The sequence below is a fragment of the Chitinophaga agrisoli genome, from assembly GCF_008386695.1.
Classification (GTDB): Bacteria; Bacteroidota; Bacteroidia; order Chitinophagales; family Chitinophagaceae; genus Chitinophaga; species Chitinophaga agrisoli.
In genome coordinates this window covers 1,546,620-1,568,434 of sequence record NZ_VUOC01000001.1, presented here as the reverse complement: position 1 = coordinate 1,568,434, position 21,815 = coordinate 1,546,620, and the positions used below count along the sequence as shown (strand labels likewise).

At 51.1% G+C, this 21,815-nt stretch carries 13 protein-coding genes; 1 reads left to right on the top strand and 12 read right to left on the bottom strand.

The window, feature by feature from the left end; translation table 11 throughout:
* Nucleotides 1–5 precede the first annotated feature (5 nt).
* The 11 genes from F0L74_RS06540 to F0L74_RS34055 all read right to left on the bottom strand — a co-directional run bounded on the left by F0L74_RS06540 (nt 6) and on the right by F0L74_RS34055 (nt 18,254).
* Complete coding sequence (locus F0L74_RS06540) at nt 6–1,397, bottom strand: GDSL-type esterase/lipase family protein (RefSeq protein WP_149836999.1); 1,392 nt, start codon at nt 1,395–1,397, stop codon at nt 6–8.
* A 56-nt stretch (nt 1,398–1,453) separates the two neighbouring features.
* A complete protein-coding gene (locus tag F0L74_RS06535; protein ID WP_149836998.1) occupies nt 1,454–1,990 on the bottom strand; it encodes a glucosaminidase domain-containing protein in 537 nt (178 codons plus the stop codon).
* Between the two features lie 310 nt (nt 1,991–2,300).
* A complete protein-coding gene (gene aspS / locus F0L74_RS06530) occupies nt 2,301–4,067 on the bottom strand; it encodes an aspartate--tRNA ligase (protein WP_149836997.1) in 1,767 nt (588 codons plus the stop codon).
* Nucleotides 4,068–4,175: 108 nt separating this feature from the next.
* Entirely contained in the window at nt 4,176–5,228 is a 1,053-nt protein-coding gene (locus tag F0L74_RS06525; RefSeq protein WP_149836996.1) for an NAD(P)/FAD-dependent oxidoreductase, read from the bottom strand.
* Between the two features lie 234 nt (nt 5,229–5,462).
* On the bottom strand, nt 5,463–11,528 hold the full coding sequence (locus tag F0L74_RS06520) for an alpha-2-macroglobulin family protein (protein ID WP_149836995.1): 6,066 nt from the start codon (nt 11,526–11,528) through the stop codon (nt 5,463–5,465).
* Between the two features lie 100 nt (nt 11,529–11,628).
* Entirely contained in the window at nt 11,629–11,955 is a 327-nt protein-coding gene (locus F0L74_RS06515) for a YegP family protein (protein ID WP_149836994.1), read from the bottom strand.
* Nucleotides 11,956–12,098: 143 nt separating this feature from the next.
* On the bottom strand, nt 12,099–12,983 hold the full coding sequence (sucD, locus tag F0L74_RS06510; RefSeq protein ID WP_149836993.1) for a succinate--CoA ligase subunit alpha: 885 nt from the start codon (nt 12,981–12,983) through the stop codon (nt 12,099–12,101).
* A gap of 114 nt (nt 12,984–13,097) precedes the next feature.
* Nucleotides 13,098–13,919, bottom strand: a complete 822-nt coding sequence (locus F0L74_RS06505) for an ABC transporter ATP-binding protein (protein WP_149836992.1) — start codon at nt 13,917–13,919, stop codon at nt 13,098–13,100.
* A gap of 16 nt (nt 13,920–13,935) precedes the next feature.
* Nucleotides 13,936–14,679: an MlaE family ABC transporter permease gene (locus F0L74_RS06500; RefSeq protein WP_149836991.1), complete on the bottom strand. Its 744-nt coding sequence runs from the start codon at nt 14,677–14,679 to the stop codon at nt 13,936–13,938.
* A gap of 123 nt (nt 14,680–14,802) precedes the next feature.
* Entirely contained in the window at nt 14,803–15,834 is a 1,032-nt protein-coding gene (locus F0L74_RS06495; protein WP_149836990.1) for a hypothetical protein, read from the bottom strand.
* A gap of 101 nt (nt 15,835–15,935) precedes the next feature.
* Entirely contained in the window at nt 15,936–18,254 is a 2,319-nt protein-coding gene (locus F0L74_RS34055; RefSeq protein WP_149836989.1) for an NADP-dependent malic enzyme, read from the bottom strand.
* Nucleotides 18,255–18,390: 136 nt separating this feature from the next.
* On the opposite strand from F0L74_RS34055, the gene F0L74_RS06485 reads away from it, so the two are divergent.
* Complete coding sequence (locus F0L74_RS06485) at nt 18,391–18,831, top strand: DUF4293 domain-containing protein (RefSeq protein WP_149836988.1); 441 nt, start codon at nt 18,391–18,393, stop codon at nt 18,829–18,831.
* A 75-nt stretch (nt 18,832–18,906) separates the two neighbouring features.
* On the opposite strand, the gene uvrA is transcribed toward F0L74_RS06485, so the two are convergent.
* A complete protein-coding gene (uvrA, locus tag F0L74_RS06480; protein ID WP_149836987.1) occupies nt 18,907–21,723 on the bottom strand; it encodes an excinuclease ABC subunit UvrA in 2,817 nt (938 codons plus the stop codon).
* Nucleotides 21,724–21,815 lie beyond the last annotated feature (92 nt).

Genomic DNA, 21,815 nt, shown 5'->3' with positions numbered 1-21,815 from the left:
TCACTTTATGGGTGTACCTCCTGCTTATATTCATCCATTATTGCTTTATACAGCAACGCGCCCACCCTGGCCGCTCCCTTGCTATTAAAATGTGTATAATCTTTATTGGCGAATGTTGTATCCCCTTCTACCCAATGCGTCATGGAGCCTTCGCCTCCCATAGCCGCAAAAAGGTTCCAGTAAGCGGTACCATGCTGTTCTGCCAGCTCGTGCTGTACTTTAAGCAGGGCCGCTACTCCAGGGGCGGTAATATAACGGTCTGTTTTTTTATATGCTTTATCTGCGGTGCCTACGATCAGGAAAGAGGTTTGCGGCCAGGTATGGCGCAGGGAGTCTATTACCCGCTGCATGGGCCGCTCGTACCAGCTGTAATCTGTTAACTCCGGCCGGAATAATACGTTGGCGCCGTAGTGCAGCACTACCAGATCGTAGGGATGCTGTTGCTGCATTTGCTGCAGCATGCCTTTGCCCAGTTTAGCCAGCTCTATACCGCTGATGCCGCGGAAAGAAAAATTATCTACATAGATACCGTTGCTGCTTTCAAAGCTAAGGCCGTAGAACGGCATAGGGGCGCCGCCCTCATACTTAAGCATAACGGATTGTTGCGTGGTATCCTGCCGGAGGGCCAGCTCATTAACCGGCGCATCGCCGGAAAGCGTGTAAGGCTTGCCGTTAATGATCACATTGCCGCCGTTGGCAGGGCCGTAGAAGACATATACTTCATCAAACCGGTCCAGGCCGTGCCTGTGTACGGGGGCATAACGCGCCCAGCTTTCCGCAGCAGGCAGGAAGGTATGGCCGGAAAGGCCCAGCGCCAGGTTCTGCGGCGGGTTGTTCCGGAAATGGTAATCTGTCCAGTTCTTGGAGAAGGTATGTAGGATAGTGGTACGGAAAGAGGCCACTACGGAGGTAACCGGCACAAAGCCCACACCGGCGCCACCAAACTGTGTTTGCAGGCTGTCGCGCAGGTCGCTGGTAATAAGGTCGCCTTCTATCATGGAATCGCCAAAGTAGGCGATACGTACTTTTTTCCTTTTACCGGTTTTCAGGTCCTGCAGGGCATTGAGGAAATGCTGCATACCGGGGGCGGTGGTTACGGTATCCTGGTACTCCTGTATGCCGGTATAGGTCATGTAGTCATAGCTGTGATGATCCGGTTCCGGTATAGAGGAGGGGCCTGTTGCCTGGCTGGAATCTGCTGTTTTTTTGGCAGCCAGTACCTGTTTGGGCGTGGGATGGGGCTTTTCGTCCATCTTTACATCCGCCAGCATATCCACCTGGCGGAAAGTAAAGCCGTTCAGGGAAAAGCTGCTATGTACAAATGATAACGCCAGCAGACATACCATCGTACCGGCAATGATAATAAAGGGATGGGCTGACCTATTGTTGGCAGGCATTGGTGTGGTATTCTTTTATACGCTTAGTGATCTGTTGTTGTCCCGGGTTAAAACGCTTATGTCTGTTTTATTGCAACATCCATTTGCGCATCCAATTTATACAATTTGTAGCGTTTAATCAGGTTTGTTACCCTTCTTATCCACTCCGTACCGGCAGTGCTGTAACCGGTATGGTTCATATGCTTTAACCACAGTGGGTATTCCGTATTGCCTTTTAGCTGGGAAAACCATCTCTTTTTTGTAACCAATTTTACAAAATGGGTATAACTGGCGGAGTCCGTAGGATATTCCTTGTATTTGGAGCGGTAGGTAGCGTGTTTTTTGGCCAAAGAGTTGCGGCCCACGATACCAAAGTGGTTGTGTAACAGTTTAGCATTCCTGCTGGTGCCCATGGCAGATTCCAACATAGCCACGCCCAGTATTACACTGGCGGGGATGCCGGTTTCGTTCATCAGCCGTACGGACAGGTCCTCGTATTTATCGAGGTAGCGCTTCTTGTACTGCTGGGGGTAAGCTGTTTGCGCAACTAGCACGCATAATAGCACTGCACAAAACCATACCACACGGCTGAGTAGTTTTTTGCCTCCTCTCATGGCAGTATAATTTTTTGTAGTAGTTATCAATAATTTACAAAATTATATAATATAAATTATATTTCAATATGCTTGCTATATTGTGGCAATCCCCTTTGACGCCATAATAAGCAGGCATCAAAGGGGATTTAGTATTTTAATTCGTTCATTTTCAACCCATCCGGCGTGTAATGACCGGGCATCCTTTCATTTGACTATCTGCGCGGGCGCCAAAGATTCAAAAACCGCGCCGAAATGATCATTTGGGGTGGCCGGACAGTTATTTTGCTGTTAAACAACCTACGCACGGCCTGATAGTCAAATAACAGTTTTACTGTACTTGTTGTTCTTTCACCAGGGCAATCTTTAGTTCATTTAACTGCGCCTGATCTATGGAACTGGGCGCATCCAGCATCACATCGCGCCCGGAGTTATTTTTGGGGAACGCGATAAAGTCGCGGATGCTTTCGCTGCCGCCCAGCAGTGAGCAGAGGCGGTCAAAACCAAAAGCGATGCCGCCGTGCGGGGGCGCGCCATATTCGAAGGCGCCCAGCAGGAAGCCAAACTTGTGGTTAGCTTCTTCCGGGGTCATGCCCAGGGCGGCAAACATCTTTTCCTGCAGATCGCGCTGGAAGATACGGATAGAACCGCCGCCTATTTCAGTGCCATTCAGCACGATATCGTAGGCGTTGGCCTTGATCTGGCCGTATTTGGAGCGGTCGTCCATCAACGCAATCTGCTCCGGTTTGGGAGAGGTGAACGGATGGTGCCGGGCTACCCAGCGGTTTTCCTCTTCTGCGTACTCAAAGAGCGGGAAATCTATGACCCATAACGGTTTAAACTCGTTTTTGTTGCGGAGGCCCAGGCGCTCGCCCATTTCCAGGCGCAGCTCGCTCATGGCCTTGCGGGTGCGCTCTTCGCGGCCCGCCAGTACCAGTATGAGATCGCCGGGTTGTGCATTGGCTTTCTCTGCCCAGGTTTTCAGTTTGGTCTCGTCGAAGAATTTATCCACAGAGCTTTTCAGCGAACCATCTGCGCCATATCTCACATAGATAAGGCCATTCATGCCTATCTGCGGGCGTTTCACCCAATCGGTGAGCTCATCCAGCTGTTTGCGGGTGTATTCGCCACAGCCTTTTACGCTGATGGCTACTACCAGCTCTGCCTCGTCAAATACCTTAAAGCCCTGGCCTTTTACGGTATCCGTGAGGTTCACCAGCTTCATTTCGAAGCGGATGTCCGGTTTATCGTTACCGTAGAACTCCATGGCATCGTCAAAGGTCATGCGGGGGAACGGTTCGTTGAACTCAAGGCCCTTGATCTCTTTGAACACGTGTTTCACCATGTCTTCGAAGTTGTTCAGGATATCTTCCTGCTCAACGAAGCACATCTCACAGTCTATCTGGGTAAATTCCGGCTGACGGTCTGCACGCAGGTCCTCATCGCGGAAACATTTTACTATCTGGTAGTACCGGTCGTACCCGCTAACCATCAGCAGCTGCTTAAAGGTTTGAGGGGACTGGGGCAGCGCGTAGAACTCGTTGGCGTTCATACGGCTGGGCACCACGAAGTCGCGGGCGCCTTCCGGGGTGGATTTGATGAGGAAGGGCGTTTCGATATCCATAAAGCCCCTGGTATCCAGGAAATTGCGCACGGAGCGGTTTACGCGGTAGCGCAGTTCCAGGTTCTGCTTTACCGCATTGCGGCGCAGATCCAGATAGCGGTATTTCATGCGCAGCTCATCGCCACCGTCCGTATCGTCCTGTATAGTAAAGGGAGGCGTTTTAGCGGCATTGAGGATCTTGAGATCTGTTACCGTAATTTCTATATCTCCTGTAGGAATGTTGCTATTCTTGCTGGTACGTTCGGTAACGATACCTGTAACCTGCAGCACAAATTCACGGCCCAGGGGCTCTTTTTCCAGCCGGTCGCTCATGGATTCGCCAAACAGCAGCTGCGTAATACCGTAACGATCACGCAGATCGACGAAAGTGACTGCTTTATGCAATTTCCTTACTGTCTGTGTCCAGCCGGCTAAGGTCACTTGCTGACCTACCTGCTCCATTCTGAGCTCGCCACAAGTATGCGTTCTGTACATATTGGTTAAAATTTGTCTGTTTCTGTTTATTACCGGCCTTTGCGCGGCCATTGCCGCCTATACCGGTGGGGGGCAAATATACAGTATACGGCCAGCATTTCTAGCCGTTCATTCATTAAAATATCGTTTAATATCCGTTTCCGGCAGCAGCGGTGCGCCTTGCAGCAGGTGGCGGGTAAGCAGGTCTGCCATATAGGGCGCCAGGGAACAACCCTTGGTACCCAGACCATTAAAGAGGCCCAGGGCAGGGTACCGGGGGTGCAGCCCCATAATAGGCCGGCGGTCTTTTCCAGAAGGCCGTACGCCTGCCTGGTGGTCCAGCACCTGGTAAGGTACTTTCAACAGCTGTTGCAGGCCGTCTTCCAGGAAAGCCCGTTTTTCCGGGGTAGGCGCTTCATCCGGGTAATCCCAAACAAAGGTGGAGCCTACCCAGAATGTTTCCGGTTCCTGCGGCACCATGGTGATGCTTTTTTTGATGATGTTCTCTGTATCCAGGCCAGGCACTCGCACTTTTAATACTTCTCCCTTGTTGAGCAGGAAAGGGATGTGTTTAAACCAGGGGTTGTGGATGATCTGCGCGCCTTCGCAAAAGATGATGGCGCGGGCATTTATTCCTTTGTATTGCAGCCCCGGGGTCTGCTGCCCAAACTGCAACAGGTCCGGGTCCAGGCGTTCCTGCCATAATGCGCCTTTGTTATCCAGGTACTGCCGCCAGGCCGGCAGCAGGTGTTGCAGCAATACGGTAGCGCCTTTTACAATAGCGGCGCCATAGGGCTGGTGCAGCCAGGCATCCCAAAGGGCCGCATCTGCGGTATGGGTGTACTGGCTGGCAAGGCCCTGCGTTGTTTTATTGTTGAACGCAGTGCGCAGCTGTTCAGAGGGCAGGGCCATCCAGAGATCCCGTTCCTTAAACACCGGCACATTCAATAGCTCTTCCAGCTGCCGGTAGGTTTGCACTGCAAAAGGGTACAGCTGTTCGTACATCCAGGCCATCTCAAAACGGCGGCCGGATACCGGGTTAATCACTCCAGCGGCGATGCGGGAGGCGCTGTTGGGCTTATATTCATCTATGACCAGCACCCGCTGTCCGGCCTGTAGCAAGCTGTAACTGAGCAGGGTACCAGCTATGCCCTGGCCGGCTATGAGATAGTCTACATCCATGATACGGTAATAAAAGGGGGACAAGATACCAAAAAGCGGGGGCTAATGGGGTGATACTATATTAACAATATAGTGCAGGGCCAGGGAAATGCAAGGATAGTGCAACGCTACACGGACTTAAGGCAGGCTTGATGTGGACTTGATGCTGGGTTAATCTGCGGTAAAATAATATTACAAAAAAGGAGGGGTACCGGATCCGGTACCCCTCCTGCACTATCTGTGCCGTTGTAAATATTACTTTGTCACTTTTACATTGATACCTGCGCTATGGGCGCTGAACTCCGGCGCATACATACATTCTGCAATGCTAATGCCGTTGGAGAACTCCCCTTCGTGCGTAACGAACAAGGTGTATTCAAACACATGCGTTCCTTTAGGCAGATAGCTGAAGAAGAAATCCGTAGAGGCGTCTTTGGTGCTTTCATAATAGCTGAGGCCATTCTGCCATCTGTTGGCGCTGATCACATCCAGCGGCTCAAAGCAGGCGGCGCGCATATCGCGGAGATGAATGTATTCCATATCCCTGTCTGCCCGCAGCACTACGCGCACTTTAACACGGTCGCCTATCTTCAGGCTATTGCCGTCTGTGATAGCGGTCAATACCGGGCCTTTTTCTGTGTTGCGCTGGATGAACAGTTCTTTCTGCAACACCAGCGGCGTTTGGGCCGGAGTGATCTTGTCCAGCTGCTCAAAGTACTGCCAGTAAATAGCGCCCCAGGCCGGCTGGCCCTGACTTTGCTGCAGGGTTACTTTTATATTGCCCATGGCGGGTTTTACGGCCCTGCCATCCAGGCGTTGTTTAAAGTAGCCGGTGCCTGCTTCTGCAGCCTGCGTAGCGGAGCTGATCGTTTCGCTGCCCAGTTGGATACTCACCTCTGGTTTAGCGGCCAGCCAGTTATTACCGCTTAGCAGCATGGCGTAACAGGCATCTGCCGTGGCTTTGGTGGTATTCCAGTTATTGGTCTGTTTGTTCTTGAGCAGCCAGGTCTTCATAGCGGCTACAGCGGCGCTGTCTTTTCCTGCTACATCAAAAGCCTCTATCAACATGGCTTGTGTTTCAATGGGCGCCTGGTGCCAGAAATAGCCCCAATCCTCCTTCCAGTACATACCCAGTTCTTCGTTATTGATCGCATTTTCTTTTAAGGAGCGTAATATATCTGCCGGCGTTGTCTTATCACCGCTGCGGTATAATGCAAGGGCGGCCATCGCCTGTGTAAAGTGGTTCTGCGGGCGCCAGAAGGACTTAGCCTGCGACAGGTAGTAGTCATATGCAGGCTGTATATTCTTAGCTACCGGTATGTCTTTAAAGAAGCTGCGCATATACAGGTAATGCACCTCTATGCCGCTGAGCTGCTGTTTTTTCAGATCCACCTTAGCTTTTAGCAGGCTATGATAATCTTTGTCCAGCTGCTTATCCAGGTAGGCCAGGGCTTTATCCCTGATCTGGCGGAAGGCGCTTTGCTGATCAGCGGTGAGCGCGTTGAGCTGGCGCAGGCGGCCCAAGCCGGCTACAATGTACTGGGTGATGAAGCGGTCTTCCCACATGCCCATAAACCAGGGGAATGCGCCGGAGGGCAGCTGCATCTGCTTCAGTTGTTCCAATGCGTGATCCATTTCGCCGCTCATACGGTGCAGATCAAACAGCAGGGCGATATGCGCTTTCTGCTCAGACTCGTTCTTAGCTTCCAGCACCCAGGGGGTTTGTTGCAGCAGTATGCTTTTGAGCTCCTGGTTCTTTTCCAGGTTGCTTTGCAGGGCGGCGGTATCTTCTTTTGCCCATTTATCAAAGATCTGTTTTATACCGGGCAATGTATTTGCAATATGGGTAGCCAGCGTGTTGGCATAGTAGCGGTTAAACACCTGCTCTGCGCACTCATGCGGAAACTCCATCAGGTACGGCAATGCCTGCACCGCGTACCAGGCCGGGTTGCTGGTAAACTCTACGGTTAATGCATGCTGTTTCAGCGTTTCGGAGGTATCGCTTTTTAACAGTTTATCAAATGTAAAGTTGCGGGTACCATCACCACGCAGGGCCAGCGGCATTGTTTCTGTTACCAGCATGCTGTTGGCCAGCACGGGCAGCGCATTCTCCTCCCCATCGCTATAGCGGCCGGATTGGGCCACTACGCGGTATAACAGCGCGCTGTTATAGTTGTAAGGGATCTGTACCGGGAAGGTAACAGCGGTGCTTTGCCCCTTCTGCACGGTGAAGTGCTGGGTGGGGAAAATGTTCTGGAACCAGCCATCCACCGGTTGCATGGTAGCGGGATCCAGGAGCTCCAGGCGGGCCTCCCCTATCAGCATACTATCTGCCAGGTTGCTGATCTTGGCGCTGAATTCCATGCGGTCGCCTTCGCGCATAAAACGCGGCGCATTGGGTTGTACCATTAAAGGTTTTTGCGTTACAATGCTGGCTTCTGTATAACCCATGGCCATATCCTTTGTATGTGCCAGGCCCATGAAACGCCAGCGGGTAAGTGCTTCCGGTACGGAGAACTCAAAGGAGATGTTACCGTCTTTATCTGTGCGCAGGTCCGGGAGGAAGAAAGCGGTTTCGTTGAAGTTGGTACGTGGCGTAACGGCGGGGGCTGCGGGCGCCGCTGTATTATCAACCTCTTCTTTCTTTTCTGATTCCGATACAGGTGCAAACAGTTGGTTATACGCCATGTCTGCCTGGGCAGCGGCCGGCGCTGCTGGTGGCGGCGCAGGCAATGCAGCGCCCCTGATCATCACTTTCGCGGCGCTGCGGGCAGCACCCGCCGCCACTGGCCTTGACTCCTTAAAACGTGGCGACCCTATTATAATCACGCTGGAATAGTCCAGCTGATCATAAATGATAGCGCTATCTTCTATCTGCGGCGGCTGGGGATACCAGCCATAGGCGGGCGTTACCACAAAGACCTCATTACCTTCCCAGTTCTCATTACCGTAAAAAACGGGGTACAGGTCAGGCAATGACCAATCCTGTTTGCGGAATGCATCCAGGGAGGCGTCGTACATGGTGGCCAGCATGGCGGCGGCTACCTGTTCTTTCTTAGCGCCTTTTATCTGTACCTGCCATTTTTCTTTTTCGCCGGGTTGTAATTTATCCCGGTGGGTACCAATGGTAAGCTCCAGTGTTTTGTTGCTCCAGGGCACATTTATCCTTTGCTGCCAGCTGAATACGCGGTTATCTTTTACGAAGTTATATTCCAGCTGCAGGCCGCCACGGTCTTTTTCTGTTATGGCATAAGGGAAAGCCTGCTGCTTGTCGGAGAGGCGCAGCATTTCATCTGTTGCCCGCTGATCCCATCTTTCAACGGTCTGCAGTATATACAGGTCTTTAGCTGTAGTGGCTAATACCAGTTGCGCCTGCGTACCGGGCTCATATTCCTTATCATCAAAGCCCGTAGCAAAATAAGCCGGGAAAGGCAGTTTTGTTGCCTGCGGATCCCATACGCGGAATACTTTTTTCTGTACTACTGCTGTACCCAGGCGGTCAGTTGTACTTACTTCCAGCTCATACCAGCCTTGTGGCAGCGATTTTACAGAAAGGTCTGCAGCGCTGTCTTTAACGGTGGTGAATGACCGCTCCAGTACTGCGGCGCCACGTTTCCACTGTGCCGGCTCGTCTTCATGTTTGTATACATCCAGCGGGAAGTTGCGGACATATTCTTCTTCCGTCATCACAAACTGGTCCGGTGCATTCCAGTACCGCGGGCGTATGAGCCTGCCTGGGTGCTGCAACGGCAGCAGGCGCACTTTTACCGCGGAAGGCTCAAAAGCGCCATTGAGGTTAGCCGTGGTAATAGCCACTTTTTTCAGGTCCTGCACTTGTACTTCTTCCGGCAGATCCAGCTTTACTTCCAGCATTTGATAACCAGCGGCTATACGTTGATCACCGCTACGGGTCTCTCCATTCAGGTCTGTTACATCTGCATAGATGCGGTAAGTGAAGATGGGTTTCTGTTCCGGTTTTATCTGCTTATCGGGCAGCGCGGTAAAGGGGATGGAGAAGCTGCCGTCTGCGGCTGTCTGTACCTGTCCGCTGGCTATTTCCCGGGAGGCGGAAGATGGCGCCGGTTTAAAGTAGAACATCCAATAATAAGGAAAGCGGGCTTCCCGTACTACGCGGTATTTTACCTGCGCGCCGTCAATATTATTACCGGCATAGGCCAATGCTTTACCATGTACGGTTACGGTATCTCCTACTTTGTAACTGCCTTTTAAGGTATCGAACTCCACATAAAATTTGGGACGTTTATATTCTTCTACGGAGAAGCCTACGCTGCCATCTGTATCATCATCCGTGATACTGAATGCGCCATTCAACCGGCCGGCGGGTAACTGGAACTTACCTGAATAAGCGCCATATTCGTTGGAGGTCACCTGCAGTGAATCTACTTTCTCACCGTTGGCATCTTTTAACAGCACCTCCGTTTTATAGGCTGCCAGGGCCTGGCTGCTACGGTCTGTATTATTCTTCTTTACGACGATGCCTTTGAAATAAACGGTTTGGCCGGGGCGGTAAATAGCCCTGTCTGTAAAGAGGAAGCTTTTTGTTTCTTCCGGTTTTGCGGGTTGCGGAACGTTCCTGTAAAGATATCTGTAGTTATCAGGATACAGTACGTCCTTACCGTAGATCCACTCCATGCGCACATTACGGCTGCTCCTGTTCTTAGCGGCATCCAGGGTGATAAGGCCGTTTTTGTCCGAAACATAGGTTTGCGTTATACGGGTTAATTCTCCTTTCCCTTTCGACGCATCGTTGTAAGCTTCCTGTACGTTCAGGCGTACACCTTCTAAAGGCTGGCCGGTTTCCCGGTGCAGCACTAAGTACGTACTACCACGGTTGATGTAACTGATCTGGGATACATGGATAAACTGTACCGCCAGTATGCTGTTCTCCGTAGAAAACCCCGGCTCTGTACTGGCGAGCAGCATATACTGGCCCAGCGGCTGGGCGTCACTTTTTATTTCTACGGTATGCTGACGGTAATCTTTAGGATCCGGTAATGCCTGCTCCCATTGCTTATCAGCAGGCCTGCCGGTGATGAGCCGCCAATAGCGGTTGGTGGTATCGGTATAATCGTTCTGCGCATCACGCAGTTGTTTACGGAAGCCTTCATTGATAGCAGCTATGCGCAGGTAGATCTTTTGCGCATTGCGGTAGGTGACCAGGGTACGGAAGGGTTGTTCCGGCAGGTTTACCAGTTCTGTTTCCAGGCCTATTGTGCGAACGTTTATACTGGCCAGCAGTTGCTTACACATGATGGCCCCATGGCTTTTGGGCGCCTGTTCTATAGCCTTGTTACATAAGGCTACTGCCAGCACGGCTTTACCGGTAGCGCTATCGCTCTGCTGATCCTGTTGATAGTAATACTGGGCCAGCAGGTGCAGCACTTCTGTTACTTCTGTATCCTGTGCATAGTCCTCCTGCATCTGCTGCAGGGCTTTTACATACAATGCTTCTTTATCCGGCATTACGCCTACCTGGTACATATAGCGGATACGCTCCAGGTCTACATCCAGCAGGGCGGCGCGGTTATCTTTCTGGTGAAAACGGATCAGGTCCTGCAATAGCTGCAGGGCTTTAAACTGCTGGGAGGCCGTATCTGCTACCTTGAACTGATGTGCGGCAAATGCAGCCGCGGGCGCAAATGCCTGCATGTCTTCCAACTCAAACAGGTTGGCGGGCTGGTTCAGGTAACGATCGCCGGACTTAAAATAGTCCAGCGCACGATGCGCCAGCAGATCATATAAAGTAGGGCGCAGGGCGCGGGCATTGCCTTTTTCCAATATATCTTCAAAGGTGGAGAGATTGGTTTGCTGTAACACGGTGGTGTTTTCCAGCGAAGCCTCGTAGGCAGCACTGATCTCGCGGCCCAGCCTATCCTGGCCCCAGGTTTCTATATCTGTGGAAGTATCGTTTGCCAGGGCGGTGCGGCTGTATAGCCGGTAGCGGTTATACTGCATATACTCCCACAACATCTGCGCTTTTATGCTTTGCACCAGGGCATGGGCGGCGCCGTGGGTACGGCCTGTCTCCTGGTTCAACATCCGGAGGCTGTACGCGGCGCTATTTTCAGCAAGGATCCTGGAATATTTGAGCCGGTACAGCAGGGCTTTTACCTGGTGCGGTTCCCGCCCATCGTTAAGCGCCTGGTTGTAGATGGCGTCCACTTTCTCCAGGGCCGATTTTGACAATCCCTTTAGTTCCAGATCTGTTACTTTTTGCCATTCAGCTGAGTAGTTATATTGGGCCATAAGCGGTAAACAAAAAAGGGTAAATACGAGGGCTAATAAAGCATTACGTCGCATAAAGGAATGGTGTATTTTAAACTAATATACCTATAATATTCTTTTCAAGACAAAAGGGCCGGATGCCCAGCCCTTTTAGAATTCTGCAATACTGCAAAGGTTATTGCTCTTCTGTTCCGGCAGTGGGGGCATTCTTCTTTACAGAATCGATGCCATTGTCACGGCCGTCTTCCGACTCGTACATTTCACTGGTGCCAATCACCTGGCCGTTGCCGGCTTTCAGGTTAAAGTAGAACTTACCGTTTTTGGCGGTGTTCTTCTCATACTTGCCATCGTCTGCTGCATTCTTCTTTACAGACTCTATGCCGTTTTCGCAGGCGGCTTTGGAGGTGTAGCCTTCAGACACTAAAATGGTCTGGCCATTGCCTGCTTTGAGGTTAAAGCGGTATTGTCCATCATTACCGGTCTTAATAACAAACTTTCCCATAGGAATTTTCATTTAGTGTGTGGTGAATAGGTATAAAAATCGGCCGAAAATTATTAAAAAAACATTTTAGAAAATGTTAATTGATGGGCAATAAAAAAGGGCCACCGTGGTGACCCTTTTCCTTATATGTTTCAGTGAAATGACTATTTCACGAGCTCTTTCTTCAGCACTTCCGCCATGGTCTTACCGATGTTGGCAGGGCTTTCTACTACGTGTACGCCACATTCTGCCATGATCTTCATTTTAGCGGCGGCAGTATCGTCTGCACCGCCAATGATAGCGCCTGCGTGGCCCATACGGCGGCCGGGAGGAGCGGTTTGACCGGCAATGAACCCTACAACGGGTTTAGTACCGTTTTCCTTGATCCACTGGGCAGCTTCTGCTTCCATGCTACCGCCAATCTCGCCTATCATGATGATACCTTCCGTTTCGGGATCGTTCATCAGCAGTTCCACGGCTTCTTTAGTGGGGGTGCCGATGATCGGGTCGCCACCGATACCGATAGCGGTAGAGATACCCAGGCCGGCTTTCACCACCTGGTCTGCGGCTTCATAGGTAAGGGTACCGGATTTGGACACGATACCTATTTTCCCTTTTTTGAATATAAAACCAGGCATGATACCTACTTTGGCTTCTTCCGCGGTGATCACGCCGGGGCAGTTAGGCCCTACCAGGCGGGTATTGCGGCCCTGCAGGTAGCTTTTAGCCTTTACCATGTCCTGAACGGGGATACCTTCTGTGATACATACCACCAGCGCAATACCAGCTTCGGCGGCCTCCATAATAGCATCTGCTGCAAAAGCAGGAGGTACAAATATGATAGATACATCCGCACCGGTAGCCTTTACCGCATCCTTCACTGTGTTAAATACCGGGCGCTCCAGGTGGGTGCTGCCACCTTTACCGGGCGTTACGCCCCCCACTACCTGGGTTCCGTACTCTATCATCTGCGTTGCATGGAAAGTACCTTCGGTACCGGTAAATCCCTGCACTATTACCTTGCTATGCTTATTAAGTAAAACACTCATTGCGCTTGGTTTATTAGTTTAACTATTAGTTTATCGGTTTTCAGGGGGCAAAAATAAAACTACAATTGGCAAATACCAAACCCATTAATTGGGCAGGCGGCGGGGGGCTGCCCCTTATTTTTCCCCGGCAGGCGGCTCTTTTTTAAGCCTGTCCCTCCAGTTTTTGTCCCGGAACATCTCCATCTGGCGCATTTCCTTGGCATCCCGGAGGAAGTCTGAGGCAAAAATGAAGTCATTCAGCCGCTCGTCATTGGAAAAAATGATCTCCTCGTTGCTGCCTTCCCACTGTTTGAGGCCCTGGTACATGTATATGATATGGTCCCCGCTTTCCATTACGGTGTTCATATCATGGGTATTGATCACGGTGGTGATATTGTATTCTACGGTAAGTTCCTTGATCAGCTTATCTATCAGCAGGGAGGTCTGTGGGTCCAGGCCGGAGTTAGGCTCATCACAGAACAGGTATTTGGGGTTGAGCACGATGGCCCGGGCAATGCCCACCCTTTTTTTCATACCACCGCTGATCTCCGCGGGGAATTTGCGGGCGGCGTCCTTGAGGTTTACGCGGTCCAGGCATTCCATGACGCGTTTTTTCTTCTCTTTATAGCTGCCTACGCCAAACATATCCAGGGGGAACATGACATTCTGCTCTACGGTCATACTGTCAAACAGGGCCGAACCCTGGAACAGCATGCCTATTTCCTGGCGAACGGTCTTCTTATCCTGATCGTTCATGGCGGTAAAATCCTGCTCGTTGTACAGCACTTTGCCCTCATCCACGCCCATCAATCCCACTATACACTTCATCAGCACTGTTTTACCACTGCCGCTGGAGCCGATAATCAGGCTTACCTTTCCGGCCTCCATTGTAGCGGATACACCTTTCAGCACCTGTTTATCACCAAATCCCTTTTTAATATCTTGAAGTTCGATCATAAGTTTCAGTAATCTGCTACAGTAATATTGCCGATAGCGCGTAATCCGAAAATAATATCAGCACACAGCTCACCACCACGGCGGTGGTGCTGGCCTTACCTATTTCCAGGGCGCCCCCCTGCACGTTATAGCCGTAGTAGGCGGATACACTGGAAATAATAAATGCAAAGGTATAGGACTTGCTGAGCGCGAAGAATATGTTATAGATCTTTAGTTCCTGACGCAGGCCCTGTATAAATTCATCGTTGGAGATAATACCCGCTGCTACGCCGGCAAATTTACCGCCCCAGATACCCAGGAAACCGGCAATGATCACCAGGCAGGGAATCGTGAGCAAGGCGGCCAGGATCTTGGGCATTACCAGGTATCCCCGCGTATTGATCCCCATGATCTCCAGGGCGTCTATCTGTTCAGATATACGCATGTTTCCCAGCTCGGAGGCTATTTTGGAGCCTACCACACCGGCCAGTACGATGGACGTGAGGGTGGGCGCAAACTCGAGTATGATGGTATCGCGGGTGATCTGTGCAATGGTGGCCTTGGGAATGATGGGACTTACCAACTGATAGGCTGTCTGCAGGGTGGTAACCCCTCCCATGAACAATGAAATGATGAACACAATGCCAAGCGAGCCAACGCCTATGTCCACACACTGCTGCATAAATTGCTTCCAGTACATCTTTGGGTTCTCCGGTTTGGAGAACATCCCCTTCAGCATCAGCAAATAAGCGCCAAAATGGTAAAAGAATCTGAATTCCATAGAATTTCAAAGATAGTAAAATTAACAGCTGTTAGCTATTAGCTTTTAGCTATTAGCGCTATGCGGCATGGATATTTAACTGCGAGTTAATGCTAATAGCTAACCGCTACGGGCTAACTGCTTTTATTTCAGGCTGCTTACGAGCAGGCGTTTCAGGCTTCTTTCAATGATCTCGCCCATGGTCTTGCACCGGGCAAAGACCGTATCATTGTAGTACAAGGCCAGCTCTTCGCCCAGCTGGTGGATCTTTTCCGGGAAGGATACATGATCTGTCATGATCACATCCCGCAGGTCCTTGATGCGGTGCCGCTGTACTTTGATACGACGGGCAATGACCGCGCGCTCTTCCTGCTGGTACTGTTTTACCACTTCCGCATTCAGGTGTTTTATGGCCAGCTCTACAAATACCCGGTTCTCCTTAAAGTATTGTGGCATGTACAAGGTGCGTTTGCCCTCATAAAACTGCTGGTCAAAATCGATGGCGCGTATACGGAACTGCACATCATCAAAATCCGGCGTTATATCAAATACAAAGTTGTAGGAGCGCATATCGCCCAGCAGGCGTACAAAACAGCGCTCATTGAACTTTACAAATTCTTTGGCTATACGTTTTGGGTTGAACTCCGGCCGTTGCAGGTAGTGCAGGGCAAACTGGTCGCCGGGCACGCCTGCGATATGCTCTTCTACCAGGGTGTTACCATCCACCATAAAGTTCATCCAGTACGGGGAGAGAATATGTTCCAGCTCCAGGCCATAGATACGGGAGGCGTCTGCTATCTTGATGTAGAAATAATCGTACACCTCGTTGTAATTATTGACGATCTTGATACGGAAGGGATGCGAATTGCCGAAGGTGCAATAATCGATACGCTCAATATGCAGGTGCTCTTCTGCCGCCTGGTCGCCACCGGCTTTGAGGTAGGAGTAAATACGTTTTAAACCGGCGTGTAACTGGCCCACCATGCTTTGGGGATACATAACGGTTTCCCATAAGGTATCTTTCCCGTCTTTGTCATATACGGCAAAGCCGCTCTCGAAATACCGCAGCTCCTCGTAGGATACGGGCAGCGGCAGTTCCCTTTCATACAGCTTCAGGTAACGCCTGAAGGCCGGGTTGAGCGGGAAGAAGATCTTTTTCCGGGAAATACTTTGCATGATGTGCTAATGTGCTAATGTGCTGATATGCTAATGTACAAATTAGTACAAAAATGAAAGGAGGCGTCTCCGTTTTATCGGCACATCAGCACATTAGCACATTATTTTCTTTTTTTCTTAGTAACGCCCGCCGTTGCTTCGCTGTGGCAGCATTTATGCTGCGCGTCCACTACGGCAATGTTCACCATGTTCACGATCTGGCGCACGGTGCTGCCCAATTGTAGTATGTGCACCGGCTTTTTCATACCCAGCAGCACAGGGCCAATGGCGTCAAAGCCGGCCACTTCCTGCAACAGGTTATAGGCAATATTGCCAGCGCTAAGGTTAGGGAAGATGAGGGTATTCACCTCTTCCCCTACCAGCTCAGAGAACGGATAACTATCTTTCAGGATCTCCTGGTTAAAGGCCATGGCGGCTTGTATTTCGCCATCCACTACCAGGGTGGGATCCATTTTCTTTACCAGGTCACGGGCCTTGCTCATCAACTGGGCTTCCGGCGTGGGGCTGGAGCCAAAATTGGAATAAGAAACCATGGCTATACGCGGCACCATGTTAAACAGCCTTACTTCTTTGGCCACCATCATAGTGATCTCCGCTATTTCTTCCGCCGTGGGGTTGAAGTTTACGGTGGTATCTGCCAGGAACAGCGGGCCGCGTTTGGTGTTTATGATATACATACCGGCCACCCTTTTAGCGCCTTCTTCCATGCCTATTACCTGGAGTGCGGGGCGGATGGTATCCGGGTATTTGCGGGTTAAGCCGGAGATGAGGGCGTCTGCCTCGCCGGTTTCCACCATCATACAGCCAAAATAGTTACGCTCGCGCATGATCTTGCCGGCTTCGTACTTGTTAAAGCCTTTACGCTGGCGTTTCTGGAAGAACAGGTCGCCAAAATGATGGCGTTTGGCGCTCATCTCTTCGCTCTTGGGATCGATGATCTCGATATCTTCTATTTCAATACCGTTATCGTCTGCCAGCTGGCGGATGCGGCTTTCGTCACCCAGCAGTATGGGATGGGCAATGCCTTCGTCCCTTACTACCTGTGCGGCTTTCAGCACCTTAAGGTTATCCGCTTCCGCAAATACCACTTTACGCGGGTCTTTACGGGCTTTATTACCTATTATGCGGAACAGCTGGTTATCCAGGCCCAGGCGATGGTTCAGCTCTTCGTAATAGGCCTCCCAGTTTTCGATCCGTTTCTGGGCTACGCCGCTGTCAATAGCCGCTCTGGCTACTGCCGGGGCTACCATGCATAACAGGCGCGGATCCAGGGGTTTGGGAATGATATAATTGGGACTAAAATACAGGTTACGCTCATTATACGCCAGGTTCACGATATCCGGCACAGGCTCTTTGGCCAGGTCTGCCAGGGCACGCACGGCGGCCAGTTTCATGGCCTCGTTGATCTGGGTGGCCCTTACGTCCAGGGCGCCGCGGAAAATGTAGGGGAAACCCAGTACATTGTTCACCTGGTTAGGATGATCAGAACGGCCGGTAGCGAAGATGATATCCGGGCGGGCCGCTATGGCGGCCTCATAAGCGATCTCGGGGTCCGGATTGGCCATCGCAAATACGATGGGTTGTTTGGCCATGCCTTTGATCATTTCCGGGGTTACCACGTTGCCTACAGAAAGCCCGATGAATACATCCGCCCCTTTCATAGCAACGCCCAGCTCTGTGATCTTAGAAGTAGTGGCAAACTGCATATGCATGTCCGTGAGATCGGTACGGCTTTTATTGATAACGCCGTTCTTATCGAACATGATAAAGTTCTCGTGTTTAGCGCCCAGGGCTACGTATAGTTTTACGCAGGCCATGGCGGCAGCGCCTGCCCCATTCACCACGAACTTTACCTTCTCTATCTTTTTCTTTACCAGCTCCAGGGCATTCAGCAGGGCGGCGCCGGAGATGATGGCCGTGCCGTGCTGATCGTCATGCATGATGGGGATCTTCAGCTCCTTTTTAAGGCGCTCTTCGATGGCAAAACACTCGGGGCTCTTGATATCTTCCAGGTTAATGCCGCCAAAGGTAGGCTCCAGGGCTTTTACCACCTGTACAAACTCGTCTACATCCCTGGTATTGAGCTCAATATCAAATACGTCTATATCTGCAAAGATCTTAAACAGCACGCCTTTACCTTCCATTACAGGTTTGCCGGCTTCCGGGCCAATATCGCCCAGGCCCAGCACGGCGGTGCCATTGCTGATCACAGCCACCAGGTTGCCTTTAGCGGTGTATTTGTAAACATTCTCTACATCGCGGTGAATTTCTTTGCAGGGCTCCGCGACGCCCGGAGAGTAAGCCAAGGATAGGTCCCATTGTGTTTTGGTGTTCTTCGTAGGCACAACTTCAATCTTCCCTGGTCTGCCCTGGGAATGGTAGTCCAGTGCATCCTGCTTATTCAGTTTTTTTCTCGCCATAAATAAAATATAAAAGACCGTTGGGGCTGCAATATACGAAGTATTAGAAGAAAGGGTACTACCACGAAAGAGGGGGATATAGCAGCTTACTGTTAAAATTACTTACATTTACGGTTGTTAAACATTTGCAAATATCATGATACAACGCATTCAAAGCCTTTACCTGTTGCTGGCGGCCGGGGCCGGTACTGCCACCTGGTTCCTTAACCTGTGGAAAGCCAAATTGAGCAACAATACGGAGAGCTATTTCAATGCCCAATCCAGCTACCTGGTATTTACTGTATACATGATCATTGTGCTGCTGGCCCTTATCTGTATTTTCCTGTATAAGAACCGCAAGCTGCAGTTCCGGTTAACGGTGATCAATGTACTTTTTGCGATAGGCGCTATTGCGTTACAGTATTTTAAGGTACAGGACCATGCTAATGGCCTGGTAGCGGCCGGTTTGAACATCATATCCGCTACTTACCTGCCGGGCGCTTTTCTGCCTATCCTGATCCTTATTTTCCTGTTCCTGGCGGCCAGGGGCATTTATAAGGATGAGAAACTGATCAAATCACTGGACCGGTTAAGATAACCGTTCCCTGAAGGTATAAACGCGCAGGCCGGATGAATGATCATCCGGCCTGCGCGTTTTATGAATAGCTGTTACTTACAGGTACTTACCTGTATAACTTTCCTTCACTTTCTTTAATCCTGTGGGCACACCGGTGTACAGCAGGTTACCGCCGCCGGCGCCGCCTTCCGGTCCCAGGTCTATCACCCAGTCCGCACTGCGGATCACATCCATATTATGCTCTATGACCAGTACGGAATGGCCCTGGTCTATTAACGCATTAAATGAGTTCAGGAGCTTTTTGATATCATGGAAATGCAATCCTGTGGTTGGCTCGTCAAAGATGAACAGGATATGCCCCTGCGCCCGGCCTTTGCCCAGGAAGGAAGCCAGCTTTACGCGTTGCGCCTCGCCACCGCTGAGGGTATCACTGCTCTGGCCCAGTTTTACGTAACCTAAACCCACATCGCTCAGCGGGCGGATCTTGTTGCATACGTCCTTCTCATCGCGGAAAAAGTCCAGCGCTTCATCTACGCCCATTTCCAGCACATCGTATATGTTCTTGCCTTTGTAGGTCACTTCCAGCACTTCGTCCTTAAAGCGTTTACCGCCGCAGCTTTCGCAGGTCAGGTGCACATCTGCCAGGAACTGCATTTCAACGATCACTTCCCCTTCTCCTTTACAGGCGTCGCAACGGCCGCCATCTACGTTAAATGAAAAATGTTTGGGCAGGAAGCCGCGCATCTTGCTAAGCGGTTGTTTGGCAAACAGGTCACGGATCTCATCATACGCCTTGATATAAGTAACCGGGTTAGAGCGGGATGATTTACCGATGGGGTTCTGATCCACCATCTCTATCTGCGTGATATCATCCACGGCGCCTTTTAGTGCGCGGTACTGCCCTACCCTTTCCGCAAACTCGCCTTTCAGCTTCATGAGCGCGGGGTACAGGATCTGTTTTACCAGCGTGGTTTTCCCGGAGCCGCTTACACCGCTTACTACACAGAGCACCTGAAGCGGAAAGTCTACATTAATATCCTTCAGGTTATGCTGCCGGCAGCCTTCGAGCGTAATGGCATGTTTCCATTTACGTACATGGGTAGGCGGATCTATGGTCATTTGGCCGCTCAGGTATTTGCCGGTAAGGCTGTTGGGATCCTTGAGCATTTCCTGGTAGGTACCAGCAAAGATCACTTCCCCACCGAGGTGGCTGGCCAGCGGGCCCATATCTATGATATAATCCGCCTCCTGCATCATCAGGTCATCATGCTCTACCACCACTACGGTATTACCCAGGTTACGCAGCTCCTTTAGCACGCCTATAAGGCGGTGCGTATCGCGGGCGTGCAGGCCTATGCTGGGCTCATCCAGGATGTAGAGGGAGTTGGTGAGGTTACTACCCAGGGAACGGGTAAGCTGTATACGCTGACTTTCCCCACCGCTGAGCGTATTGGCCACGCGGTTCATGGTCAGGTAGCCCAGGCCAACATCCAGCAGGGTCTTGATGCGGTGATGTACTTCTATAAGTATACGTTTGGCCACTTGCTGATCGTACTCGCTGAGCTGCAGCTGGTCAAACCAATCTTTCAGGTCTGTTACCGGCAGGTCTACCAGTTCCGCGATGTTCTTGCCGCCTACCTTTATGTACAGGGCCTCCTTGCGCAGGCGGCCGCCGCCGCACTCGTGGCACACGGTACGACCGCGGTAGCGGGCTTGCAGTACGCGGTACTGCACCTTATACAAGTTCTGCTCCACCATCTTAAAAAACTCGTTGATGCCGTAGAAATGCTCATTGCCTGTCCACAACATCTTTTGCTGCTCGTCCGTTAGCTCTGCGATGGGTTTGTGCACCGGGAAGTTAAACTTACGGGCGGCTTTTATGAGGGCTTCTTTGTACTCGCCCATCTTCTCCCCTCTCCAGGGCGCAATGCCGCCTTCATATACACTCAGACGTTTATCCGGTATTACCAGGTCCGGGTCTATACCCAACACCTGACCAAAGCCTTCGCATACCGGGCAGGCGCCATAAGGGTTATTAAAGGAGAACAGGTTGGGTACCGGCTCTTCAAACTGGATCCCATCCAGCTCAAAACGGTTGGAGAAGTGTTGCTGACGGGTACCGTCTATTTCTATCAGGCAATCGCCTTCGCTTTCATAGAAAGCGGTTTGTACGGAATCCGCGATACGATGTTTATCATCCTCGTCAAACTCCTTTACTACCACGCGGTCTATCAGCACAAAGGTATCTGCGCTTACGGCAGGTTTCTTTTCTTCCAGCAGCTCCTCTATACGCAGCAGCTGGCCGCCTTCCTTACCGGTGATATATAAACGGGAGAAGCCCTTCTGCATCAATATGTTCAGTTCTTCCTTCACATCGCGTTTGGCGTGACGGCGGAACGGGACAATGATCTGTACTTTACTGCCTATGGGCAGCCGGGAGATGAAGTCCACCACATCGCTTACCTCGTGCTTTTTTACCAGCTGGCCGGAGATGGGGGAATATGTTTTGCCAATGCGGGCAAACAGCAGGCGGAGGTAGTCATAGATCTCCGTCATAGACCCCACCGTGGAGCGGGGCGTGCGGGTGATCACCTTCTGCTCTATGGCAATAGCGGGGCAGATACCTTTAATATAATCCACATCCGGCTTGTTCATACGCATGAGGAACTGGCGGGCGTAGGCGCTGAGGCTTTCCGCATAGCGGCGCTGCCCCTCAGCATACAGGGTATCCATCGTGAGGGATGACTTACCGGAGCCCGAGACCCCGGTTACCACTACCAGCTTGCTGCGGGGGATGGAGACGCTGACATTCTTGAGATTATGTACCCGTGCTCCCTTTATAAAGATATGATCCTGTGTGCTAACTGCCTGATCATCAATTACTGCTTCCTGTTTCTTTACTTTTGTAGCCATGATTAAAGCGCAAATTTCCTCGAAAAAGTTGACAATCTGAATAAAAGCCCTGATCCATTGCCGGCGCTTGTGATAGCAGGCAGCAGATGGCG

Coding starts and splice junctions, on each gene's coding strand:
- F0L74_RS06540 (WP_149836999.1), bottom strand. CDS start 1,397: ATGCCTGCCAACAATAGGTCAGCCCATCCCTTTATTATCATTGCCGGT.
- F0L74_RS06535 (WP_149836998.1), bottom strand. CDS start 1,990: ATGAGAGGAGGCAAAAAACTACTCAGCCGTGTGGTATGGTTTTGTGCA.
- aspS (WP_149836997.1), bottom strand. CDS start 4,067: ATGTACAGAACGCATACTTGTGGCGAGCTCAGAATGGAGCAGGTAGGT.
- F0L74_RS06525 (WP_149836996.1), bottom strand. CDS start 5,228: ATGGATGTAGACTATCTCATAGCCGGCCAGGGCATAGCTGGTACCCTG.
- F0L74_RS06520 (WP_149836995.1), bottom strand. CDS start 11,528: ATGCGACGTAATGCTTTATTAGCCCTCGTATTTACCCTTTTTTGTTTA.
- F0L74_RS06515 (WP_149836994.1), bottom strand. CDS start 11,955: ATGGGAAAGTTTGTTATTAAGACCGGTAATGATGGACAATACCGCTTT.
- sucD (WP_149836993.1), bottom strand. CDS start 12,983: ATGAGTGTTTTACTTAATAAGCATAGCAAGGTAATAGTGCAGGGATTT.
- F0L74_RS06505 (WP_149836992.1), bottom strand. CDS start 13,919: ATGATCGAACTTCAAGATATTAAAAAGGGATTTGGTGATAAACAGGTG.
- F0L74_RS06500 (WP_149836991.1), bottom strand. CDS start 14,679: ATGGAATTCAGATTCTTTTACCATTTTGGCGCTTATTTGCTGATGCTG.
- F0L74_RS06495 (WP_149836990.1), bottom strand. CDS start 15,834: ATGCAAAGTATTTCCCGGAAAAAGATCTTCTTCCCGCTCAACCCGGCC.
- F0L74_RS34055 (WP_149836989.1), bottom strand. CDS start 18,254: ATGGCGAGAAAAAAACTGAATAAGCAGGATGCACTGGACTACCATTCC.
- F0L74_RS06485 (WP_149836988.1), top strand. CDS start 18,391: ATGATACAACGCATTCAAAGCCTTTACCTGTTGCTGGCGGCCGGGGCC.
- uvrA (WP_149836987.1), bottom strand. CDS start 21,723: ATGGCTACAAAAGTAAAGAAACAGGAAGCAGTAATTGATGATCAGGCA.